This window comes from Kribbella sp. NPDC058693 (genome assembly GCF_042715335.1).
GTDB lineage: Bacteria > Actinomycetota > Actinomycetes > Propionibacteriales > Kribbellaceae > Kribbella > Kribbella jiaozuonensis.
Genome location: NZ_JBHXSQ010000004.1, coordinates 454,681 through 475,519 on the forward strand (window position 1 = coordinate 454,681; position 20,839 = coordinate 475,519).

Genomic DNA, 20,839 nt, shown 5'->3' on the forward strand with positions numbered 1-20,839 from the left:
GCGCTACTTCACGCCGTACGCCCGGATCACGGTCTGGGTGATCTTGGCACCGTTCGGGCCGGTGGCGGCGACCTTCAAGGAGACGGTGTCGTGAGCGTTCGGTACGACGGCCAGGTAGTGGCCGAGGGCACCGATCACGACGAGCCGCTGCCAGGTCTTGCCTTCGTCGTACGACGCCCAGGCCTGCAGCGAGGTCGCCCGCGGCGACTCGAAGCTGATGGCGTGCGTACGGGCTGCCACCCGACCGGTCAGGTCGACCGGGACCTTGTAGTTGACCTGCTGCAGCGGGAGCGCCACAGCCTTGTCGTCAGGCTGCTTCGCGGACCGGAACTCCCAGGAGGTCTCCGTGTGAGTACCCCAGTTCCACTCCCCCTCGCTGTCCTTGCGCTCGGTCGTCAGGTCCAGCTTGTACGCCGCGTCCTCGCTGGAGGTGATCACGTCCGCCCACGCGCTCGGCAGCTCAGCCACAACAGCGCCGTTGCGGGAAAGCGTCGCCGACGACGCAGTGGTCTCACCGACCGTGTAGTGCCCGGCCGCGTCCACGAATGACGGGATGCGGAGCGACAGCCGGTCCCCGGTGCGAGTGGACTGCACACCAGGCGCTGCAGCGGGCCGTACGACGGGACCGAACCACGTCTCGTCCGACGTACCGGTCCGGTACGAGCGCGGTACGGACGTCATCCCGCCGGCCAGCGGGTTCATGTCGTCCCAGGTGTAGAGGTGGTGCACCCGGTGCTGCCAGAGCGAGTCGCCGGACGTCACCCACTCCTCGCGCACCTTCGGGGTCTCGACGAACCGCTGCGAGTCGTTCCACGAGTACTCCTGCCACGGACGCCAGCCGAACCGCTGCTCCTTGGCCCAGTTGAACCCGCCGTTGTCCGCGTACCGCGTGGTGATGCGCGCACTGTTGGCCGGCGTCACCTTGTAGTCGATCTTGGCCGGGATCGACCCGGTCGAGACCTGCTGTACGTCGTACAGGTACGGGCTGGAGGTGGTGAGCGTGAGGTCGATGGTCGCCTTGCCACGACGGGCTCGGTCGATCAGCTTGCGACCGTCCTTGGACGTGGTGACCATCGCCGGGATCGGCTCCCGGTCGCCGACCGGACGCCAGACCGTCCAGGCGGACCAGTCCGGCGGCCGGACCAGGATCACCCCAGCGGCGCCCGCGTTCGCGGCCGCGACGATCTGGTCGTGCTCGCTGCCGTTGCCCCAGCCGTCCTCGCTCGAGTCCAGCACCGCGACCGCACCCTTCACGCCCTTGAGCGTGGGGTCCGCGTAGACGAGCGGGAACCGCTTCTTGCCTTCGTACGACGGCGACTGGTGGAGCAGGTTGATGTCCAGCGGGCCAGGGACGCCGGGGACCGACGCCTGGACCAGCGGGGCGACCAGCTGCCAGCGCGACGAGAACTCGAAGCTGCCGCTCTTGACCGGCTTCGTCGGGGTGACGTTGACCTGCTTGACCGTGCTGAAGTGCATCACGCCGTGGCTGATCGAGCGCCCGTTGGCGTACACGCGGTGCACGTAGTAGCTCAGTACCGCCTGCTGTTCCGACGGCTTCGGCGTCTCGATCGTGATCGGGACCGCCTTGCGTGCGTCGATGACGATCTCGGTGTCCTTGCTGACCACGATGTTCGGATCGGTGAACAGGCTCACCTGCTCGTCCTGTGGATCCGAGTTCTCCACCAGCGAGTGCAGCAGGTACGTACCTTCCTCGACCTCGGCCGTGAAGCTCTCACCGTTCGGGATCCACGCCAGTACGTCGGACCGCGAGTTGTCGCCGAACAACGAGATGACCGGTACGCCGGTCGGCTGTCCGTCCAGGCCGACCGCGCGCAGCGTCACCTTGTGCTTCGGACCGGACCGGAGCGCGCCGACCGCGGTGTGGGTGACGACGCCATCGGGGCCGGTGGCAACGATCCAGCCGCTGTACTGACCGCGGCCGACCTTGGCCGGGTCGAGGGTCACGGGGACGTCGGCGGTCCCGTTGGCGGGAACGGTGACGGTCGCCGGCACGGTGAAGCCGGTCGCCGGCTGCTTGTCGTCCAGGTTGGTGATCTGCGCGGCGAGGTTCAGCGTGATCGGTGCGCCGGAGTCGTTCCGGTAGGTGACAGTGCGGGTGCCGGACTCCAGGCCGAAGTCGGCGACGCCGCTCGCGGTCACCTTCTGCGCAACCGCCCTGGTCAGGTCGACCCGGCCCGCGCCTTGCTGGTACACGGTCTGCTCAGGCTGCGTCTTCGCCGTGCTGACCAGTGCGTTCTTGAGCTGGTCCGCCTTCCAGTCCGGGTGCTGCTGCGCGATCAGTGCGGCCGCACCGGCGACGTGCGGCGTCGCCATCGACGTACCGGAGGCCGACGTGTAGAGGTCGTCGACCGGGTCGCCCATGATCGTGCCGGCCGCGCGGGCCGCGATGATGCCGACGCCGGGCGCGGTGATCTCCGGCTTCAGGCCGGCGTCGCCGAGACGGGGTCCACGGCTGGAGAAGTCCGCGAGCTGGTCGTTGCGGTCGACCGCCCCGACGGTGAGCGCGGATGCGGCGGCGCCCGGCGTACCGACCGTCTCGTCCTGGCCTTCGTTGCCTGCGGCAACGACGAACAGGGTGCCGGTCTGGGCGGTGATGTCGTTGACAGCCTGGCTGAGCGGGTCGGTGCCATCTGTGGCCCCACCGCCGAGGCTCATGTTGACGACCTTCGCGCCTTCGTTCGCAGCCCACTCCATTCCGGCGATGATCCAGGAGTCGTACCCGTATCCGTCGTCACCGAGCACCTTGCCGACCAGCAGATCCGCCTTCGGCGCGACGCCCTTGCGAGTACCGCCCGCGCCCGCACCCGTGCCGGCGATGGTCGCGGCCACGTGCGTGCCGTGGCCGAACTGGTCCACGGTGCCGCTCGGGCTGCCGGAGAAGTCCACGCTCTCCTTGACCTTGCCGGTCAGGTCCGGGTGCGTTGCGTCCACGCCGGTGTCCAGTACGGCGACCTCGACGCCGGTGCCTTCGTACCCGGCCTTCCACGCGTCCGGTGCGCCGATCTGCGGGACGCTCTTGTCGAGCACCGGACGGACCTTGCCGTCGAGCCAGATCTTGGTGATGCCGCTGTTCAGCGACCGGGCACCGGCGGCGGGCCTGAGCGACTTCCACAGGGCCGGGAGCTGGTCCTTGGCCGCGTCCACAGCCCGGCCGCCGATCGACGGGAGCTGCCGGGTGGTCGTCGTACCGGCGAGGTTCTGCTCGGTCCGCAGGCCGGGAGTGTCCTTGACGATCAGCGGGAGGTTGGCGGCGGCGCCGTACCCGTCGGCGATCAGCTCGTCGACGTCGAACAGGTTCGCGTCGAGGACGCCGGTGGAGATGTACGGGACGGCGTCGCTCGGCAGGACCCGGAGCCCGCCGTCGACCTCGATCGTGTGGAACGAGACGCCTTCACGGCCGGGCGCCGGCGTGACGGTGGCGGCCTTCTTGCCGCCGCCGGCGTCGGTCAGCTGGACGACGTCGCCGGTGATCAGCGTGACGGTGGAGGACTTGATCGCGGTGGATCCGGTCGGCGGGGCGGCGGCGGCCGGGATCGCCGACAGCGCGCCGAGGGTCAGGATCGCCGCGAGGGTGGCGGCGGTGAGACGGGTGGGGGACATAGGCGGATTCTCCTTCGAGAGGTTCGGGGCAGGACCACCTCTTCTTCCGACAGAGTTTGCAATCAGGTCACAGCAATCGGCCCTGTCCATCACTGCCGTCCCTGCGACATGGCGCAACCACGCCATCACCCGGCACCATCAGGAGATGACCGGACAGCAGTTGGTACGTCGGTGGGCCTGGGTGGGGACGTTCCTGATCGGCGCCGGGCTCTACCTCGCCGTGCTGGCCGTGCTGACCGATACCGGGAACCCGAACCTGTTCCCGACGATGATCCTGCTCGGGGCGCTCGTCGTACCGCTCACGTTCGTGACGTTCGCGGCCGGGCGGTCCGGGCGGTGGCTGATCGACGGGCCGACGCTCGGCGGGTGCCTGCTGTTCGGCGGCGTGGTCGGCGTGGTGGTCGCCGGACTGCTCGAGTACGACGCGATGCGGCGGCTCGGGACGCTGCCGATGGTCGGGGTCGGGCTGATCGAGGAGGCGGCGAAGCTCGTCGTACCGGCGATCCTGGTGATCTTCTTCGGGCACCGGTACCGGACGTCGGTCGGCCGCGGGATCGTGATCGGCGTCGCGGTCGGCACCGGGTTCGCCGTACTCGAGACGATGGGGTACGCGTTCGTCGCGCTGCTGCAGTCGAACGGGAACGTCGGCGCCGCCGAGCAGACGCTGTTCATCCGCGGCCTGCTGTCACCGGCCGGGCACGCGGCCTGGACCGGGCTCGCCTGCTGGGGCCTGTGGCGGTTCGTGATCAAGCCGACCGGTGCGCATTTCGCGGGCTTCGTCGGGATGTACGCGCTGGCCGTCGCGCTGCACACCACCTGGGACGGGATCGGCGGCACGATCACGTACGCCGTCGTCGGCGCGATCTCGATCGGCCTGCTGCTGTACGGGCTGAAGCGGGCCCAGCGGACCGACACCGCCGTCGTGGTCGCCTGACGGGACAGTGACCTGTCAGTACGGTGAGATCGCGGTCGCGAGCCATGGACAACGAGTGCCGGAATGAGTACGGTCCGTAAACGGCGTCCGCCATCACGCCACCCTCGTCGGTGAGGTACTGCCCGCCAGTAGTACCTCGCTGGTGGGTGGGCAGAGCAGGCTGCGGCGGACAGTCGCGGCTTGATGGGGGCCCATCCACCCAGGTGGGGCGATGAACGGGCACTCACCCGTTCACCGCCCCACCGGCTCAAACCTTCATCCGGTGTTCGCGGCGCGGATGTTCGGAAGCCGGACAGGCTGGGCAGACTGACCTCCGTCCGGTCCCCACCCGCCCCTGGGAGTAGCCGTGCCCCGATTGTTCCGTCCGGCGCTGCTCGTCACCGCCGTCCTCGCACTACTCGGCTTCGGCATCACGCCGTCGAACGCCGCCACCACGATCACCGTCGCGACAGCGATCGGCCGCCAGGACAACTCCACGGCGTCCGTCAGCGGGTACGTGGTCGGTCAGCCGACCGCTACCAGCACCGTTGTCCGCAGCAACTTCCCGAACGACTTCGCGCTTGCCCTCGCCGACTCGGCGACCCAGACCAGTACGTCGGCCATGCTCTACGTCCAGATCCCGGCCGCGTTCCGCGCGTCGTACGGACTGCAGAGCAACCCGAGTCTGCTCGGCAAGCAGATCACCGTCACCGGCACGCTGGCGGCGTACTTCTCGCACCCCGGCCTGAAGAACGCGACCGCGTTCACCGGCGGTGGCGGTACGACGGACCCGCCGGGCGACCCGGGTGACTACTACGCCGGCGCCGAGGGCAAGACCGGTGCCGCGCTGAAGGCCGCGCTGCACACGATCATCTCGAACCAGACCAAGCTCACCTACGACCAGGTCTGGGACGCGCTCGAGGTCACCGACCAGGACCCGAACAACAGCAACAACGTCATCGAGATCTACTCCGGCCGCTCGATCGCGAAGAGCAGCGAGGGCGGCGGCGTCGACGACTGGAACCGCGAGCACGTCTGGGCCAAGTCCCACGGCGACTTCGGTACGGCGACCGGCCCGGGCACCGACGTCCACCACCTCCGCCCCGAGGACGTCTCGGTGAACTCGGCCCGCGGCAACCTCGACTTCGACAACGGCGGTACGGCGGTGGCCCAGTGCTCCGGCTGTACGGCGGACTCGGACTCGTTCGCCCCGCGGGCGGCGGCCCGTGGCGACGTCGCCCGGATGATCTTCTACATGGCCGTCCGGTACGAGGGCGGCGACGGGTTCCCGAACCTCGAGGTGAACAACTCGGTCGGCAACGGCACCGCGCCGTACATCGGCAAGCTCTCGGTGCTGAAGGCGTGGGCGGCGGCCGACCCGCCGGACGCGTTCGAGAAGAACCGCAACGAGGTCATCTACAGCCAGTTCCAGCACAACCGGAACCCGTTCATCGACCACCCGGAGTGGATCAGCTCGATCTGGCCGAACTAGGACTGCCGGTTGATCTGCACGTTCTCCCGCCTGGGCCCGCCCTGACCGAGGGCGGGCCGGGCCTCGGGTGAACCCGACTCGACCTGTCCGGTGATGACCTGCGGACGGGCGATGCCGGACTGTGCGGCGGCGAAGCCGAGGCGGGTCTGCACCCAGTCCTGGAAGCCGGGGTCGGCGACCCGGATGTAGTAGCCGGTGCGGGTCAGCAGTCCGCGCGAGATCAGCTTGTGGGACGCCTCGTCGAGGTTCCACCGCCCGGGACCGGGCGGCTCGGACCGCGACGGGATCATCATCCCGTTCGAGCCCTGCACGGAGGTCTTCGCCAGCAGTTCCTTCTCGTCGGGCGAGCAGTTGTACCAGGCGGCGTCGTACAGCGCGCGCGACTGGGCGTTCAGGCGTGCGGTCGCGGTGGCGGCGACGTCGGCGGTGATGCCCTGACCCTGGTCGGTGAGCTCGAGTGCCGCGGCGGCCAGGGTGCGCAGCCGGGTCGGGTTGCCGTTCGCGGCCGCGACCAGGCTGTCGACGGCCTCCGGCTGGTACCTGACCCCGGCCCGGTCGAGCGGCACGGTCAGCGCATCCCGCAACTCGTCCGAGTGGATCGGCTGCAGCCGGCGTACGTCGAACTTGCCGGCCTTCTTGGTCTCCGTGCCGGCGTGCCCACCCGATGCCTCGAGCAACCGGCTGGTCGCCTCCTCGCCGCCGGCGGCGATCAGGAACATCGGATGACGTACCTCCTTCAGGTGCGCCGACAGCGAGGTCAGGACGTACAGGTCCTCCTTCGACGCGGCGTCCAGGTTGTCGACCATCACCAGGATCGGCGTCCGCTTCGGATGCGCCATCTTGCCGAGGTGTTCGGCGACCTCGTTCAGCGTGGTGCCGACCGAGTCCTTCTTGACGCCTTCCACCGTGCTCTTGTGGATACCGACCTTCGGACCGGGCGCGAGCCCGAACCGGAGCTGATTGGTCTTCATCAGGTTCGCGGTCCGGACCGCCATCCGGTTCAGCAGCTGCTTCAGCTCCCGCACCTCGCCGGCCGGGTACTGCTTCTTGATCGCGTCCATCTCACCCTGGACGGCACGAATGAAGCGGGCCTCGAGCCCCTCCCGCCGGGAGGCGTCCAGCTGGATCGCGATCCAGCCCTCCGCGTCGGCCATCGCCTTGGTCCGGGTGAGCTCATGGCTGGTGCCGGTCCCGGGCGCGCCGGTGAACAGCAGCGACGTACCTGTCGGTCCCCGGTCCTCGAGCGAGATCGGCCGGCCCTGCGTGTCCATCCGCTTGACCTCGCGGACGAGCTGACCCGACGTACCGAAGACCTGGTTGACCAATGCCTTGTCACCGGTCACGTGCACCGGCGCGAGCGCCACGTCGCCGCGGGAGACCGCCGGTCCGCTGGTCAGCTCGGGGACCGGATCCGGTGTCTGCCCGACGTAGTCGTTGACCCAGTCCCGGAACCCCTCGTCGGGGATCGTGACGAGGCCGTCGCCGTGCTCGCGGAGCATGCCGCGGGCAACGAGTTGCTGGCGGGCCTGGTCGATCTCCTGCCACTTGCCGGGTCCGGCGGCCTGCGTCACGGCCGGCATGTACACGCTGTTCGGCCCCTGGGACGCGACCAGCACGAGCAGATCCTTCTGCGCGTGCGTGGTGCTCTTCTGGTTCCAGTGGTCCTGATACGTCTCGGCCGCGTCGGCGTTGACGTGGGCGATCGCCGTCTGGACGGAGTCGACGGTGATCCCGGCCTGCTGGTCCTGGTACGCGATCGCGGCCTGGCTCAGTGACCGCAGCCGGGACGGATCGCCGTTCGCCGACGCGACCAATCGGTCGATGGCGTCCGGCTCGTACGGGATCCGGTGGTCCTGCAGCGGCAGGGTCAGGGCCTTCCAGACCTCGTCGTCGGGCAGCGGTCCGAGCTCGCGGACGTCGAACTGGTTGCTGATCGTGGTGGCGATACCGGACATCCGCCGGGAGGCGTTCATCAGCGACCAGGTCGACCGCGCGCCGCCGGCCGCGACCAGCCAGACCGGGAGGTCCATGTCCTCGATGTGGATCGCCAGTTCGTTCAGCCCGGCCTGGTCGTTCTCCAGTGCCTGGTCGATCCCGTCCACCAGCAGCAGGATCGGCCGGCCGTTCTCACCGGTCAGCTTCCCGAGTTCGTCGGCGAAGTCGTTCAGCGTCGTACCGAGCTCGCTGTACGCCGTGGTGTCGCGCTCCATCTTCCCGACGTACTCCATCGGGAACGGGCCGCCGCCGAAGCGCAGTTCGAAGCCGAGCCGTTTGTTGCCGCCGCTGCGGGTCAGCTGGCCGACCGTGTTGTCCAGCTTGCGCACCGCGCGGCGGTTGAACCGTTTGCGCAGCTCGTCGATGCTCGACCGGATCGCGATCGTGAGCTGGTGCTCCAGCGGCGCGTTCGCGGAGGCGTTGATCCGGATCGTGGACCAGCCGTTCTCCTCGGCCAGGTCCTCCGCGCGGTACAGCTCGGAGGTCTTGCCCATGCCGGGCGGCCCGGTGAAGAGGATCGCCTGACTCTCCGGCAGGTCCTTGCTGAGCGAGATCGGATTGCCGACCTTGTCGGTTCGGATGACCGAGTACGCCGGGTACCGATCGCTGCCGAAGACCGAGCTCATTGGACCAGGGTGCGGACCGTAGCCGTACCCGACACAGTCTGTACATGACTGCGCGGTTAACAATCGCCTCCCGGCAGTTGAATCAGGCCACTATCTGACGGCCGGGCAACCGGTCTACACGCGGCGGCCCGATCGAGCAGTCCTGAGCCGCAGGGCTTGGAAGCGACCTGTACCGCTGTCACGCTCAGTTGCATGCGAATCAAACCGGTAATGGCCGCGCTCGCGACAGCGTCCCTGGGTGCGCTGTTGCTCGGTGCGGTTCCGACCGCGGCGCAGGCCGCCCCGGACCCGAACCTGACGATCACCCAGGTCACCCTCGACCGTACGTCGGTCGCGGTGTCCGGCCTGAACACGTACCCGATCAACGTGACCGTCAAGGGCGGCTTCAACTCGACCGAGCCCGGGGACCAGGGCCTCGTACTGAACGTGATCCTGAAGCGCACCGGCGGCACCGGGGGCCGCGGCGACATCGTCTCGGCCGCCCTGAAGCGGTCGGCCGGCACGCTTGCCAACGGCACCTGGACCGGGCGGCTCAACGTCGCGTCGACCGCGAACGGCACGTTCAAGGTCACCGGCGTGATGGTCGGTCCGTACGGCGGTCCTGTCTTCGGCGGCACGCCGTACGATCCGACGCCGTACGCGGGCCAGACGATCACCGTCAAGGGCACGAACCAGCCCCGGATCACCGCGGCGGTGAACCCGCGGATCGTGCCGTTCGGCAAGCCGTACACGATCACCTGGGCGGTCACGAACACCGCGACCGGGAAGCCGTACGGCTCCCGGATCCCGATCGGCCTCGGCGTCGACACTCCCTGTGCCGAGGGCGGCAGCCCGGTGTACAAGACCGGCACGAACGGCGTGATCACCAAGGCGTACGCCGCGAGCGACGCCGGCGCGCTGAACTGTGCGCACATCTACGCCGACCCGTACTACATCGTCGCCCAGGGCCTGTTCCCGGCGCGGCCGACGGTCATCGCCGCCGTCCCGTCGAAGACGAGCGCGAAGGTCGGCACGATCGTCCCGGTCAACGGTTCGGTCGCGAACTGGATCGGGTCCTGCCCGGTGCAGTTGCAACGGCTGTATGGCCGGACGCAGTGGCGGACGGTCAGCACCGGCACGGTCCGGCAGTCCGGCCGGTTCACGCTCAACGCGCAACCGCCGTACAAGGGTCTGATTCCGTACCGTGCGTACTTCCCTGCCTGCCAGCCGTACGTCGCGGCTGTCTCCAAGACGTTCACGATCAAGGGGCTCTAACCATGAAGGCTCGAATCCTTGCTGCGCTGGTCGTCCTGGGGCTCGGGGCGGTGCCGCTCAGCGCCCAGGCCAGCCCGGACCCGAACCTGAAGATCGACGCGGTGGCGATGAACCAGGCCATCGCCGCGGCCAGCGGCCTGAACACCGCCAAGGTCACGGTCACGGTGACCGGGAAGTTCACCGATGCGGAGGACTCGAAGACTCCGGTACTCGTCATCCTCCAACGCACCGGCGGCTCCGGCTCGGCGACCTCGCTGATCTCGACCAGCCTGCCGCGGCTCGCCAACGGGACCTGGAGCGGTCCGTTGTACGTGCCCTCGACGGCCAACGGCACCTTCAAGGTGACCGGCGTGATCCACGGCCCGTTCTTCCCCGGCAGCGGTGACATGACCGACCCGACGCCGTTCAGCGGCCCTTCGCTCGCGGTCACCGGGACGCACGTGCCGCGGATCAGCGCGTCGGTGATCCCGAAGGTGGTGCCGTTCGGCAAGCCGTACTCGATCAAGTGGGCGGTCATCGACTCGCAGACCGGCAGGCCGTACGGCAGTCGGTTGCGGGTGGTGCTCGGCAACGACAACACCTGCGCCGAGTACATCGGCCCGGGCTACTCGAACCTCACCGACACCGCCGGCACGGTCACCAAGTCGTACCCGGCCTCGCTCGCCGACTACGTCAACTGCCTGCTGCTGCCCGGCAACCCGTCGTCGAACGGCGGACTCGGGCTCGTCGTGGCGCGGCCGGGTGTCGTCTCCGCGACGCCGTCGAAGACCAGCGCGAAGGTCGGCACGATCGTCCCGGTGAACGGCGTGGTCGCCGGTGCGCCGTCGAGTTGCAAGGTGTACCTGCAGCGGCTGTACGGCGCGACGCAGTGGAAGACCGTCAGCCCGGCCGGCGCGATCCGCTCGTACAGCGGGAAGTTCGTGCTGAACGCGCAACCGGCGTACAAGGGCCTGATCCCGTACCGGGTCTACTTCCCGCTTTGCTACAACTACCAGGCCGGCGTCAGCAAGGTCTTCTACATCCGCGGGACCTGAGCGGTTCGGGCGGGTGGGTTAGGCTTACTTAGGTAGGCCTAACTTATCCGCCCGAGAGGACCGTGGTCGCGTGACCAGCCCCGCACCCCGCCGTAACCGCGTCTGCAAGCGCGCCGTCGTACTCCGGACCGAGCGGATCACTCCGCACATGATCCGGGTCGTGCTCACCTCCGACGACTTCGCCGACAACGGCTTCAGCGACCACTACGTGAAGCTGCTGTTCTGCAAGGACGGCGTCGAGTACCCCGAGCCGCTGGACCTCGGTGTGGTGCGCGAGACGTACCCGTCCGAGCACTGGCCGACGATGCGGACCTACACCGTCCGCAGCTGGGACGAGGCGTCCCGCGAACTCGCCATCGACTTCGTCCACCACGGCGACGAGGGTGTCGCGGGTCCGTGGGCCGCGGCCGCGCAGCCGGGTGACGTGGTCTGGTTCAACGGTCCGGGCGGTGCGTACTCGCCGGACGAGGCGGCCGACTGGCATCTGCTCGTCGGCGACGAGAGCGCGCTGCCGGCGATCGGCTCCGCGGTCGAGCAGTTGCCGGCCGGGGCGCGGGCGACGGTCCTGATCGAGGTGGGCGACGAGTCCGAGGAGCAGAAGTTCGGCGGCTCGGGTGACGTCGACGTCCGTTGGTTCCACCGGTCCACCGCATCCGGTGAGCGTGGTGACGGTCTGGTCGAGGCCGTCGAGGCGCTCGACTTCCCGGACGGTACGCCGCACATCTTCGTGCACGGCGAGGCCGGCTTCGTCCTCCGCATCCGCAAGAACCTGTACCAGGACCGCGGCCTGGCCCGCGACCGCGTCTCCCTGTCCGGCTACTGGCGCCTCGGCAAGAACGAGGACGGCTGGCAGGCCGAGAAGGCCGAGACCGCCAAGCAGGAACGGACCTAGTTCTCGCGGCGTTCGGTCAGTACGTCGATCAGCGTGCCGGCCCGGTTCGTCGGGAGGACCCAGTCCTCGCCGTTCGCCTGCAGGATGACGGCCGGGCCCTCGCTGGCGACCGCGTGCGTCACGGCGATGGGGAACTTGAGGCGTTCCGCACCTGACAGCGAGAACTCGTACGTGCCGGTGATCCCGGTCAGCGGGTAGGTGCGGAACTGGTGCTCCGAACGCGGGATCGGGTGCGACTGGATCGTGACCGAGTCCGCGCCGACCAGCACGGCCGCCAGCGGGATGCCACGGAGCCGGAACACGAGCTCGTACGGCGTATTCGCGAGCTCGGGCACGAACGGCACCAGCAGGGCGCGATCGGCCGCCCGGGCAAGCACCAGACCGGCGACGATCCCGACGATCAGACCCGGCAGCGCGAGGATCGCCGGCCACCACACCCCGACCGCGAGCGGGAACAGCGTCACCATCAGGCCCGCGAGACCGCCGTACAGGCCGGCGACTCCCAGCCACCAGCGCGGCTGGTAGCGATGCCGCCGCCGCAGTACGAACCCCACCACCAGCATCGCCAGCGGTACGACGCAGCCGATCCAGGCGAGCGCGGACCCGGTCGACGCGATCAACGCCACGACCACCAGCAGCAGCAGCGGGATACCCAGGTAGATGACTGCGACCAACCGCTGAACCCGCCGATGCCTGCTCTCCACAGGAAAACCCAAGCACATCCGGGCCGAACGACCTACTGTGCCGAGGGTGATCGAGATTCCTTGGAAGCTGATCCGGAATCACAGCGAGAAGTCGCCCGAGTGGCTGGCGAGTCTCCCGGCCGCCCTCGATCGGTACGTCGACGAGTGGCAGCTGACCGTGTCCGGCGAGCTGATGAGCGGCGAGGCGTCGCTGATCGCGCCCGTCGTACGCCGTGACGGCACCCCGGCGATGCTCAAGCTGCAGTCGGTGAACGACGAGAGCGAGAGCGAGGCGCTGGCGCTCCGGACCTGGAACCACGACGTCGTCGAGGTGTACGAGGACGACCCCGAGACGTCGACCCTGCTGCTCGAACGCCTCGAGCCGCACACCCTCGAAGAGCTGCCGGACCACGTCGAGGCGACCCGGATCCTGGCCGAGCTGCTGACCCATCTGATGGTCGTCCCCGCGCCGCCCGGCATCCGGCGACTGAGCGACATCGCCGGGCAGATGGTCGAGGACGCGCCGGCGATCATCCCGCTGCTGGTCGATCCGGCCGAGCGCGCGCTGACACAGCGCCTCGCCGACCGGGTACGCGAGGTTCTGCCCGAGTCCGGCGATCGCCTGCTGCACTGGGATCTGCACTACCTGAACGTGATGGCCTCGCAGCGGCAGCCGTGGCTGGTGATCGACCCGAAGCCGCTGGCCGGTGACCCGGCGTTCGAGCTGATGCCGGCGACGTGGAACCGCTGGGACGACCTGGTCGCGACCGGCAACCTGGCGCAGGCCATCCGCGACCGGCTCGACTTGATGCTCGACATCACCGGGATCGATCGCGACCGTGCGCTGGCCTGGACCGCGGGCCGGATCCTGCAGAACATCCTGTGGTTCACCGAGGACGGGGACACCCGGATCGAGGCCGAACTCAAAGCCGTCGCCGATGCCCTCTTTACATGATCACATGATTACGTGACTACTCCGACGCTGTACGAGTGGGCCGGCGGGCATGACGCGCTACGCCGGCTGACCGAGGTCTTCTACGACAAGGTGCTCGAGGACCCGATCCTCGCACCGGTCTTCGCGCACATGAGCGAGAACCACCGCGAGCACGTGGCGATCTGGCTGGGCGAGGTGTTCCGCGGCCCGAGCCGCTACACCGACGAGTTCGGCGGCTATCCGGCGATGCTCGCCCACCACCTCAACCTCGGGCTGACCGAGGAGCAGCGTTCCCGTTGGGCGGCCCTGATCGCTCAGAGCGCCGACCCGGCCGGTCTGCCCGCCGACCCGGAGTTCCGCTCGGCCTTCGTGGCGTACGTCGAGTGGGGCACCCGCATCGCGCTCGCCAACTCGCAGCCGGGCGCGACCCCGCCGCCCAAGGCGCCGGTGCCGCATTGGGGCTGGGGCGAGGCGCCGCCGTACCAGCCCTGACATGAGTCGGGGGCCTCCCCGTTGGGTAGAGTCCCGGTTCACGTTGTGTCTGCCTGCGGGGATGCGAGGGTTTACCTGTGACCGCTCAGCTCGAATACCCCGACATCCAGGATTCCGACGCCCTGCTGTCCGTCCAGGACCTGTGGAAAGTGTTCGGCCCGAAGGCGCAGCGCGTCCCCCGCCGGCCCGACCTCGCCGCCCTCGACCGGACCGCGCTGTACGCGAAGACCGGATGTACGGCGGCCGTCCGCGACCTGAGCTTCGACGTCGCGCCTGGTGAGGTCTTCGTCGTGATGGGCCTGTCGGGCTCGGGCAAGTCCACGCTGGTCCGCTGCCTCACGCGTTTGATCGAGCCGACCGCCGGCCGCCTGGTCTTCGAGGGTGAGGACCTGCGTGCGGCCGACGAGAAGCGGCTGCGGGCGTTGCGGCGGAGCAAGTTCTCGATGGTCTTCCAGCACTTCGGGTTGCTGCCGCACCGCAAGGTGATCGACAACGTCTCGTACGGCCTGGAGATCCGCGGCGAGAGCAAGCCCGACCGGCGCCGGCGTGCGCAGGAGGTCATCGACCTGGTCGGCCTGGCCGGTAACGAGCACCTGTACCCCGAGCAGCTGTCCGGCGGCATGCAGCAGCGGGTCGGTCTGGCACGGGCGCTCGCCAACGACCCCGACGTACTGCTGTTCGACGAGCCGTTCTCCGCGCTCGATCCGCTGATCCGGCGGGAGATGCAGACCGAGGTGGTGCGGCTGCACCGCGAGGTCGGCAAGACGATGGTGTTCATCACCCACGACCTGTCCGAGGCGCTCAAGCTGGGCGACCGGATCCTGCTGATGCGCGACGGCGCCGCCGTCCAGCTCGGTACCGGCGACGAGCTGGTCGGGGCGCCGGCCGACGACTACGTGCGCCAGTTCGTCCGCGACGTACAACGGGCCGACGTACTCACGCTGCGCTGGATCGTTCGCGAGCCTCGGCCGGACGAGCCGCTGGACGGGCCGGAGCTCGGACCGGACGTGCTGGTCCGGGAGGCGACCCGGCTCGTGCTCGAGTCCGATCGCCCGGTCAAGGTCGTCGACGGAGGTACGCTGCTCGGGGTGATCGGCGACGAGGAGATCCTCGCCGTCGTCGCGGACACGAACTGATGGCATCCATCACCGGCTCCGTCGAGATCGAGGTACGACGGCCCCGCCGCAGCGTGGTCGTCGGCGGACTGCTCGTCGCCTGGGTCGCGCTGTACTTCGTCCTGCGCGGTATCGACACGCTCGTCCTCGGCGGCCAGGAGACGACCGCGCTGCACCGCTGGCTGACCGAGCACCGCGACGACGTCGGCCAGGGCAACGTCCTGTTCGACGCGATCCGGATCGCCGTCGACCACTTCGTCGTACTGCTGCAGAACCTCATCTCGCAGCCGTCGTTCGACCGCCCGGTCCCGGTGATCGGGTGGCTCGGCGTGATCGCGATCTCGGCGTACTGCGCCTGGGCGTTCGGCAACTGGAAGGTCGCCGTACTGACCGCTGCTGGCCTCGGCTTCGTGGGGGTGCAGGGGTTGTGGCAGGAGAGCATGGACACGCTCTCGCTGACGATCGCGGCCGTGCTGCTGTCGCTGCTGGTCGCGATCCCGCTCGGGATCTGGGCCGGGTTGTCGGACCGCGCGTTCAAGGTCGCCACGTTGGTGCTCGACCTGATGCAGACGCTGCCGACGTTCGTGTACCTCGCGCCGCTGACATTGTTCTTCGCGATCGGGCCGGCCGCGGCGACGATCGCCACGCTGATCTACGCGGCGCCGCCCGCCGTACGGCTGACCGCGCACGCGATCCGCTCGGTGCCGCCGGAGAGCGTCGAGGCGGCCCGCTCGCTCGGCTCGACCCGTGGGCAGACGCTGACCAAGGTGCTGCTGCCGATGTCGCGGTCGACCGTTGTCGTCGGCATCAACCAGACGATCATGGCCGCGCTCTCGATGGTGACCGTGGCCGCGCTGATCGACGCGCCCGGTCTCGGTCAGACCGTGCTGAAGGCGCTGCAGACCCTCGACGTCGGCGTCGCGTTCAACGCCGGGCTCGCGATCGTCGTGATCGCGATCGTGCTCGACCGCGTGACCACCGCGGCCGGTGACCGGCCCTGGCGTACGGCGAACCGCCGCCGCCGGGTCCTCCTCGCCGTCGGAGCGGTGGGCGTGCTGGTCGCGGTGTGGTTCTCGCGGACCTACGTGTGGGCTGCTGAGTTCCCGACCGACGTGAGTGTCGGCAGCCGGATCGCGTCGGTGACCGCGGACGTGACGACGTGGATCCAGGACGTCTTCGGTGGGTTCACGTACGGCGTCCGCGACGCGGTCACGAACGGTCTGCTCAACCCGCTCGAAGGACTGCTGACGGGATCGCCGTGGTGGCTCGTCACCGTGGTCGTCGTCTTGTTGGCATTTATCCTCGGCGGCTGGCGAGGGGCCGTTCCGGCGGCGGTGTGCCTCGGCCTGCTGGTGGCGACCGGGGTGTGGCACGACAGCATGGTCACGCTGGCATCGACGTTGCTCGCCACCGTCGTGGTCGTCGCCGTCGGACTTGCGCTCGGAGTATGGGCCGGGCGCAACCGACGGGTCGACACCTGGATCCGGCCGGTGCTGGACGCGGGCCAGACGATGCCGCCGTTCGTGTACCTGGTGCCGTTCCTGGCGTTGTTCGGGACCAGCCGGTTCACCGCGATCGCGGCCGCGGTGGTGTTCGCCGTACCGGTGACCACCAAGATCGTTGCCGACGGCATCAAGGCGGTACCGGTCGCAACCGTGGAGGCGGCGAACTCGGTCGGGTCGAGCGGCTGGCAGGTGATCAGCAAGGTGCAGCTGCCGGTGGCGCGGCGGGCGATCACGCTCGCGGTCAACCAGGGTCTGATCTACGTGCTCTCGATGGTCGTCGTCGGCGGACTGGTCGGCGCCGGTGCCCTCGGGTACGACGTGGCGGCGGGCTTCGCGCAGAGCGAGTTGTACGGCAAGGGCCTGGCGGCAGGGCTGGCGATCGTCCTGCTGGGCGTGATGCTCGACCGGATCACCCAGGCGGCGGCTCGCCGTACCCAGAATTTCCAAAGTAGAGGAGACAAGCGGTGAAGAAGCTCCGGTACGCCGGTGTGCTGACGGCGGTCGCGCTCGCGCTGGCGGGGTGCGGTGGAGAGAAGGTCGGGGCGGACAAGCCGGCCGCCGCGGGGAAGGACTGCGGCACGTTCAACCTGACCGTGAGCCCGTGGGTCGGGTACGAGGCGAACGCCGCGGTGGTCTCCTACGTGGCGACCAAGGATCTCGGCTGCAAGGTGGTGGAGAAGAACCTCAAGGAGGAGATCGCCTGGCAGGGCTTCTCCACCGGCGAGGTCGACGTGAACCTGGAGAACTGGGGACACGAGGACCTGAAGAAGAAGTACATCACCGACGACAAGGTTGCGGTCGAGGCCGGATCCACCGGGGTCAAGGGCATCATCGGGTGGTACGTGCCGCCGTGGATGGCGGCGAAGTACCCCGACATCACCGACTACAAGAATCTGAACAAGTACGCGGCGCTTTTCAAGACGTCGGAGTCCGGCGGCAAGGGACAGCTGCTCGACGGCGACCCGTCGTACGTGACGAACGACGAGGCGCTGGTGAAGAACCTGTCGCTGAACTACAAGGTCGTGCAGAGCGGCAGCGAGACCGCGCTGATCCAGGCGTTCCGGGACGCGGAGAAGAACAAGAAGCCGCTGCTCGCGTACTTCTACGAGCCGCAGTGGTTCTTCAACGAGGTCAAGCTGGTGAAGATCAACCTGCCGGCGTACAAGACCGGCTGCGACGCCGATCCGGCCAAGGTCGCCTGCGACTACCCGCCGTACGACCTGGACAAGATCGTCTCGAAGAAGTTCGCCGACTCCGGCAGCCCGGCGTACGACCTGGTGAAGAACTTCAAGTGGACCAACGAGGACCAGAACGCGGTGGCCCGGATGATCGCCGTGGACAAGCTGACCCCGGACCAGGCGGCGCAGAAATGGGTGGACCAGAACAAGGCGACGGTGGACGGCTGGCTCGGCAAGTAGCTCTGAAGTGGGCTTGAGCTTGTTCACACGGGCCCGGGGCAACTATCACGATGTGACGGAGCAACGCCGATGACACGCCGGAAATCGGACAAAACCGGGTAAGTTCTGTTCATGATCATCGTGACAGCTGCACTGAAGGGCGGGGTCGGAAAGACAACCACGTCGGTGTACTTGGCCGCGCTGGCATCTTCCAACCGTCGTACATCCACTCTGATCGACGCCGATCCGCAGGGCAGCGCGGCGGACTGGATCGCGGAGTCCGAGGACGAACAACTCAACCGGATCGAGATCGCGGAGGCGCCGACCGAGCGTCTGCTGAACAAGGCGCTGGACAAGGTGCCGCCGGAAGGTATCGGCATCGTCGACATGCCGCCGTCGCACGAACGCCTGCTGAACAAGGCGCTCGAACGGGCCCGGATCGTGATCATTCCGACCCGCGTCGGCGGCGTCGAGACACCCCGGGTGAAGGCCGTGATGGAACTGGTCCCGGACGGCGTGCCGGCCGGCCTGGTGATCTGCTCGGCGCGCACCTACACCCGGTCGTACCAGGACGCGATGCAGCAGTACGCACAGGAAGGCATCCCGGTCTGGGGCACGATCCCGGAGCGGGTCTCCATCACCGCCGGACCTACCGGCCCGCTCGCGGCCGACGGCCTCGAGTCGTACAAGAAGGTCTGGCGCAAGATCCTCGCCGCCGCCCGTAGCTGAGCCCAGGGGCACGCTTCAACAGCGTGCCCCCACTCAGTCAGCGGTGCAGGGGTGGTTCGCCGCGGACGTACGAGCGGATCGCGGTGGCCGCGGCGCCCCGCGCCCAGTCGTCGAAGGTGTGCGAGCGCAGCATCAGCCGGCAGTCGCCCGCGGCGCCGAACGCGTGCTCGGCGAACGCGCGCCGCATCCGGTCCTCGTACAGGTCGTACTCCGCGACGCCCTCGCCGGCGATCACGACCAACTCCGGGCCGACCAGGTTCACCATCGCGGCCAGCGCGGAGCCGATCACCTCACCGGCCCGGTCGAACGCCTCCCGGGCCTGCTCGTTGCCCTCGTGCGCGAGCTTGATCGCACCCGCCAGATCGAGGTCCGCCCGGCCGGTCGTCTCGCGGGTCCGGGACAGGATCGCGTCCGACGACGCGACCGTCTCCACGCAACCCCGGCGGCCGCAGGTGCAGACCAGGTCGCCCGGCGCCAGCGGTAGATGGCCGAGCTCGCCGGAGACGCCGTACGCGCCGGACACCACCTCGCCGTTGATGTAGAGCCCACAGCCGATGCCGGAGCCGATCGTCACCACCGCGAACGAGTCCGCGTTCACCCCGACGCCGAACCAGTGCTCGGCGACGGTCAGCGCACGGACGTCGTTCGACACGACGATCGGTACGCGCACCCGCTCGCCGAGCAGCTCCGCGACCGGTACGCCGCGCCAGCCCATCAGCGGCGAGTCCCGCACCACGCCGTGCGCCGCGTCGACGTCACCCGATACTGCGATCCCGATCCCGGCCAGCGGGCCGGCCACCGCCGTACCGGACTTGAGCGAGCCGATCAGCGCCTTCACGTGCGCGGCGAGGCGGTCGATCACCACGTCCGGGTCGGTGTCGTCGAGCTCTTCGTGCCGGATGTTCAGGATGCCCGCGGTGAAGTCGGTGGTGACCCCGATCAGGCTCGTCGGTGTCACCTTGACCCCGATCACCGAGACGCTGCTCGGTACGACGGTCAGCGGGCTGACGGGCCGCCCGATGCCGAGCTGGCTGTCCGCCTCGACCGGAGCGGCCGCCTGGTCGGTGACGAACCCGGCGTCGATCAGCGGCGCCACCGCCTTCGTCACGGCCGCCTGCGACAGCCCGGTCCGGCGCGCGATCTCCACCCGCGGGATCGGACCCTGGGTCAGAATCTTGGTCAGCACCTCGACTCCCGCCGGCGTAGCCAGCGGGAGAGGACGATGAGCACGCAGCGGCACGAGAACAACTTACCGGCGCGTCACACCTCCGCGCCGCTTTCTGCCAGTGTTGGTGATGCGAGAGCCCAGCGGATGGTTCGGGTGAGGCCGTCGCCGGCCGCTCGTACGACGGTCCGCTCGGTCAGCGGGACGTACGGGAGCCGCAGCGGCAGCCTGGTCCACCACGGGAGCAGTCCGACCGCAGCGGCCGTGAGTACGCCGTACGCCGGCCGGACCGCCCACGGGACCGGCGGGTGCACCAGCATGAACCGGGCTGCCTGCCGCGCCTCCGTCGTACCGCGTAGCTCGGGCTGGTACTCCTTCAACAGCTCCCGCAGCTCGGCCACCGTCGTGGGCGGGTCGATCACCCCCAGCTTGCGGGCCACGAGCGCGGCGTCCTCGACGTACAGGTCCTGCTCCTCGGCATCGAGCGGGTGAGCGCCGTACCGCTGGTGGGCGGCTAGGAAGCTGTCCACCTCCGCCACGTGCACCCATTTGAGCAGGTGCGGGTCGGACGCCCGGTACTTCACCCCGTCCGGGCTGGTCCCGCGGACCCGCTCGTGCACCGACCGGACATGCTCGATCGCCTCCTCGGCGTCCGGGATCGCGCCGTACGTCGTGATCGCGAGGAAGTAGCTCGTACGACGCAGCCGGCCCCACGGGTCACCGCGGTACCCGGAGTGCGCCGCCACGGCAGCCATGGCGAGCGGATGGAGGGACTGCAGCAGGAGCGCTCGCAGTCCCCCGGCGAACATCGACGCGTCGCCGTGCACCCGCCGGATCGGCCGGTCCGGCGCGAACCAGCGTGGTCCGGGGGTGTTGTGCACCCGGTCGCGCTCAGCATGCGGATCCGGACCGGCGACCTTCGTCAGGATCATCCGTGCCAGACCGTCCCGCAGCGGGTCCAGAGGTGTGCCGGTCATACGACCAGTCTCCCC

At 69.0% G+C, this 20,839-nt stretch carries 16 protein-coding genes; 11 read left to right on the forward strand and 5 right to left on the reverse strand.

Annotated elements, in window-relative coordinates; genetic code table 11:
* Nucleotides 1-3: 3 nt before the first annotated feature.
* Nucleotides 4-3,621 carry a S8 family serine peptidase gene (locus ACFWUU_RS28505; RefSeq protein WP_380179793.1) on the reverse strand — a complete coding sequence of 1,206 codons (3,618 nt, stop codon included), beginning with the start codon at nucleotides 3,619-3,621 and terminating at the stop codon, nucleotides 4-6.
* A gap of 145 nt (nucleotides 3,622-3,766) precedes the next feature.
* On the opposite strand from ACFWUU_RS28505, the gene ACFWUU_RS28510 reads away from it, so the two are divergent.
* Nucleotides 3,767-4,555, forward strand: a complete 789-nt coding sequence (locus ACFWUU_RS28510) for a PrsW family intramembrane metalloprotease (RefSeq protein ID WP_137255825.1) — start codon at nucleotides 3,767-3,769, stop codon at nucleotides 4,553-4,555.
* 346 nt (nucleotides 4,556-4,901) lie between these two features.
* Nucleotides 4,902-6,026: an endonuclease gene (locus ACFWUU_RS28515; protein WP_380179794.1), complete on the forward strand. Its 1,125-nt coding sequence runs from the start codon at nucleotides 4,902-4,904 to the stop codon at nucleotides 6,024-6,026.
* Here ACFWUU_RS28515 and ACFWUU_RS28520 read toward each other — a convergent pair.
* Entirely contained in the window at nucleotides 6,023-8,647 is a 2,625-nt protein-coding gene (locus tag ACFWUU_RS28520) for a hypothetical protein (RefSeq protein WP_380179796.1), read from the reverse strand. The genes ACFWUU_RS28515 and ACFWUU_RS28520 overlap by 4 nt on opposite strands.
* Nucleotides 8,648-8,839: 192 nt before the next feature.
* Between ACFWUU_RS28520 and ACFWUU_RS28525 the strand changes: the two genes are divergently transcribed.
* The 3 genes from ACFWUU_RS28525 (at nucleotide 8,840) to ACFWUU_RS28535 (ending at nucleotide 11,827) form a co-directional block, all read left to right on the forward strand.
* A complete protein-coding gene (locus tag ACFWUU_RS28525) occupies nucleotides 8,840-9,901 on the forward strand; it encodes a hypothetical protein (RefSeq protein ID WP_380179797.1) in 1,062 nt (353 codons plus the stop codon).
* A 2-nt stretch (nucleotides 9,902-9,903) separates the two neighbouring features.
* Complete coding sequence (locus ACFWUU_RS28530; protein WP_380179799.1) at nucleotides 9,904-10,935, forward strand: hypothetical protein; 1,032 nt, start codon at nucleotides 9,904-9,906, stop codon at nucleotides 10,933-10,935.
* 70 nt (nucleotides 10,936-11,005) lie between these two features.
* Nucleotides 11,006-11,827: a siderophore-interacting protein gene (locus ACFWUU_RS28535; RefSeq protein ID WP_380179801.1), complete on the forward strand. Its 822-nt coding sequence runs from the start codon at nucleotides 11,006-11,008 to the stop codon at nucleotides 11,825-11,827.
* Here the strand turns inward: ACFWUU_RS28535 and ACFWUU_RS28540 are convergent.
* On the reverse strand, nucleotides 11,824-12,531 hold the full coding sequence (locus ACFWUU_RS28540) for a hypothetical protein (RefSeq protein WP_380179803.1): 708 nt from the start codon (nucleotides 12,529-12,531) through the stop codon (nucleotides 11,824-11,826). The genes ACFWUU_RS28535 and ACFWUU_RS28540 overlap by 4 nt on opposite strands.
* A gap of 46 nt (nucleotides 12,532-12,577) precedes the next feature.
* Here ACFWUU_RS28540 and ACFWUU_RS28545 point away from each other — a divergent pair, with 46 nt between their 5' ends.
* The 6 genes from ACFWUU_RS28545 (at nucleotide 12,578) to ACFWUU_RS28570 (ending at nucleotide 18,682) form a co-directional block, all read left to right on the forward strand.
* Entirely contained in the window at nucleotides 12,578-13,465 is an 888-nt protein-coding gene (locus ACFWUU_RS28545; protein WP_380179805.1) for an aminoglycoside phosphotransferase family protein, read from the forward strand.
* Between the two features lie 12 nt (nucleotides 13,466-13,477).
* Nucleotides 13,478-13,936: a group II truncated hemoglobin gene (locus ACFWUU_RS28550; protein ID WP_380179807.1), complete on the forward strand. Its 459-nt coding sequence runs from the start codon at nucleotides 13,478-13,480 to the stop codon at nucleotides 13,934-13,936.
* 77 nt (nucleotides 13,937-14,013) lie between these two features.
* Nucleotides 14,014-15,072, forward strand: a complete 1,059-nt coding sequence (locus ACFWUU_RS28555; RefSeq protein ID WP_137255817.1) for a glycine betaine/L-proline ABC transporter ATP-binding protein — start codon at nucleotides 14,014-14,016, stop codon at nucleotides 15,070-15,072.
* Nucleotides 15,072-17,024, forward strand: a complete 1,953-nt coding sequence (locus tag ACFWUU_RS28560) for an ABC transporter permease subunit (RefSeq protein WP_380179809.1) — start codon at nucleotides 15,072-15,074, stop codon at nucleotides 17,022-17,024. Before ACFWUU_RS28555 ends, ACFWUU_RS28560 begins: the two co-directional genes overlap by 1 nt.
* Complete coding sequence (locus ACFWUU_RS28565) at nucleotides 17,021-17,974, forward strand: ABC transporter substrate-binding protein (protein ID WP_137255815.1); 954 nt, start codon at nucleotides 17,021-17,023, stop codon at nucleotides 17,972-17,974. Before ACFWUU_RS28560 ends, ACFWUU_RS28565 begins: the two co-directional genes overlap by 4 nt.
* 111 nt (nucleotides 17,975-18,085) lie before the next feature.
* Nucleotides 18,086-18,682, forward strand: a complete 597-nt coding sequence (locus ACFWUU_RS28570; RefSeq protein WP_137255814.1) for a ParA family protein — start codon at nucleotides 18,086-18,088, stop codon at nucleotides 18,680-18,682.
* 37 nt (nucleotides 18,683-18,719) lie between these two features.
* Here the strand turns inward: ACFWUU_RS28570 and ACFWUU_RS28575 are convergent, their stop codons facing one another.
* Together ACFWUU_RS28575 and ACFWUU_RS28580 are read right to left on the reverse strand one after the other, a co-directional pair.
* The gene (locus tag ACFWUU_RS28575; protein ID WP_380179811.1) at nucleotides 18,720-19,868 is read right to left on the reverse strand and encodes an ROK family protein; all 1,149 of its coding nucleotides are present in this window, start codon (nucleotides 19,866-19,868) and stop codon (nucleotides 18,720-18,722) included.
* 74 nt (nucleotides 19,869-19,942) lie between these two features.
* Nucleotides 19,943-20,824 carry an oxygenase MpaB family protein gene (locus tag ACFWUU_RS28580; protein WP_380179812.1) on the reverse strand — a complete coding sequence of 294 codons (882 nt, stop codon included), beginning with the start codon at nucleotides 20,822-20,824 and terminating at the stop codon, nucleotides 19,943-19,945.
* Nucleotides 20,825-20,839 lie beyond the last annotated feature (15 nt).

Excerpts from the sequence above, each read along its gene's own strand:
- ACFWUU_RS28505 (WP_380179793.1), bottom strand. The coding sequence starts at position 3,621 with ATGTCCCCCACCCGTCTCACCGCCGCCACCCTCGCGGCGATCCTGACC.
- ACFWUU_RS28510 (WP_137255825.1), top strand. The coding sequence starts at position 3,767 with ATGACCGGACAGCAGTTGGTACGTCGGTGGGCCTGGGTGGGGACGTTC.
- ACFWUU_RS28520 (WP_380179796.1), bottom strand. The coding sequence starts at position 8,647 with ATGAGCTCGGTCTTCGGCAGCGATCGGTACCCGGCGTACTCGGTCATC.
- ACFWUU_RS28525 (WP_380179797.1), top strand. The coding sequence starts at position 8,840 with ATGCGAATCAAACCGGTAATGGCCGCGCTCGCGACAGCGTCCCTGGGT.
- ACFWUU_RS28530 (WP_380179799.1), top strand. The coding sequence starts at position 9,904 with ATGAAGGCTCGAATCCTTGCTGCGCTGGTCGTCCTGGGGCTCGGGGCG.
- ACFWUU_RS28560 (WP_380179809.1), top strand. The coding sequence starts at position 15,072 with ATGGCATCCATCACCGGCTCCGTCGAGATCGAGGTACGACGGCCCCGC.
- ACFWUU_RS28570 (WP_137255814.1), top strand. The coding sequence starts at position 18,086 with ATGATCATCGTGACAGCTGCACTGAAGGGCGGGGTCGGAAAGACAACC.
- ACFWUU_RS28580 (WP_380179812.1), bottom strand. The coding sequence starts at position 20,824 with ATGACCGGCACACCTCTGGACCCGCTGCGGGACGGTCTGGCACGGATG.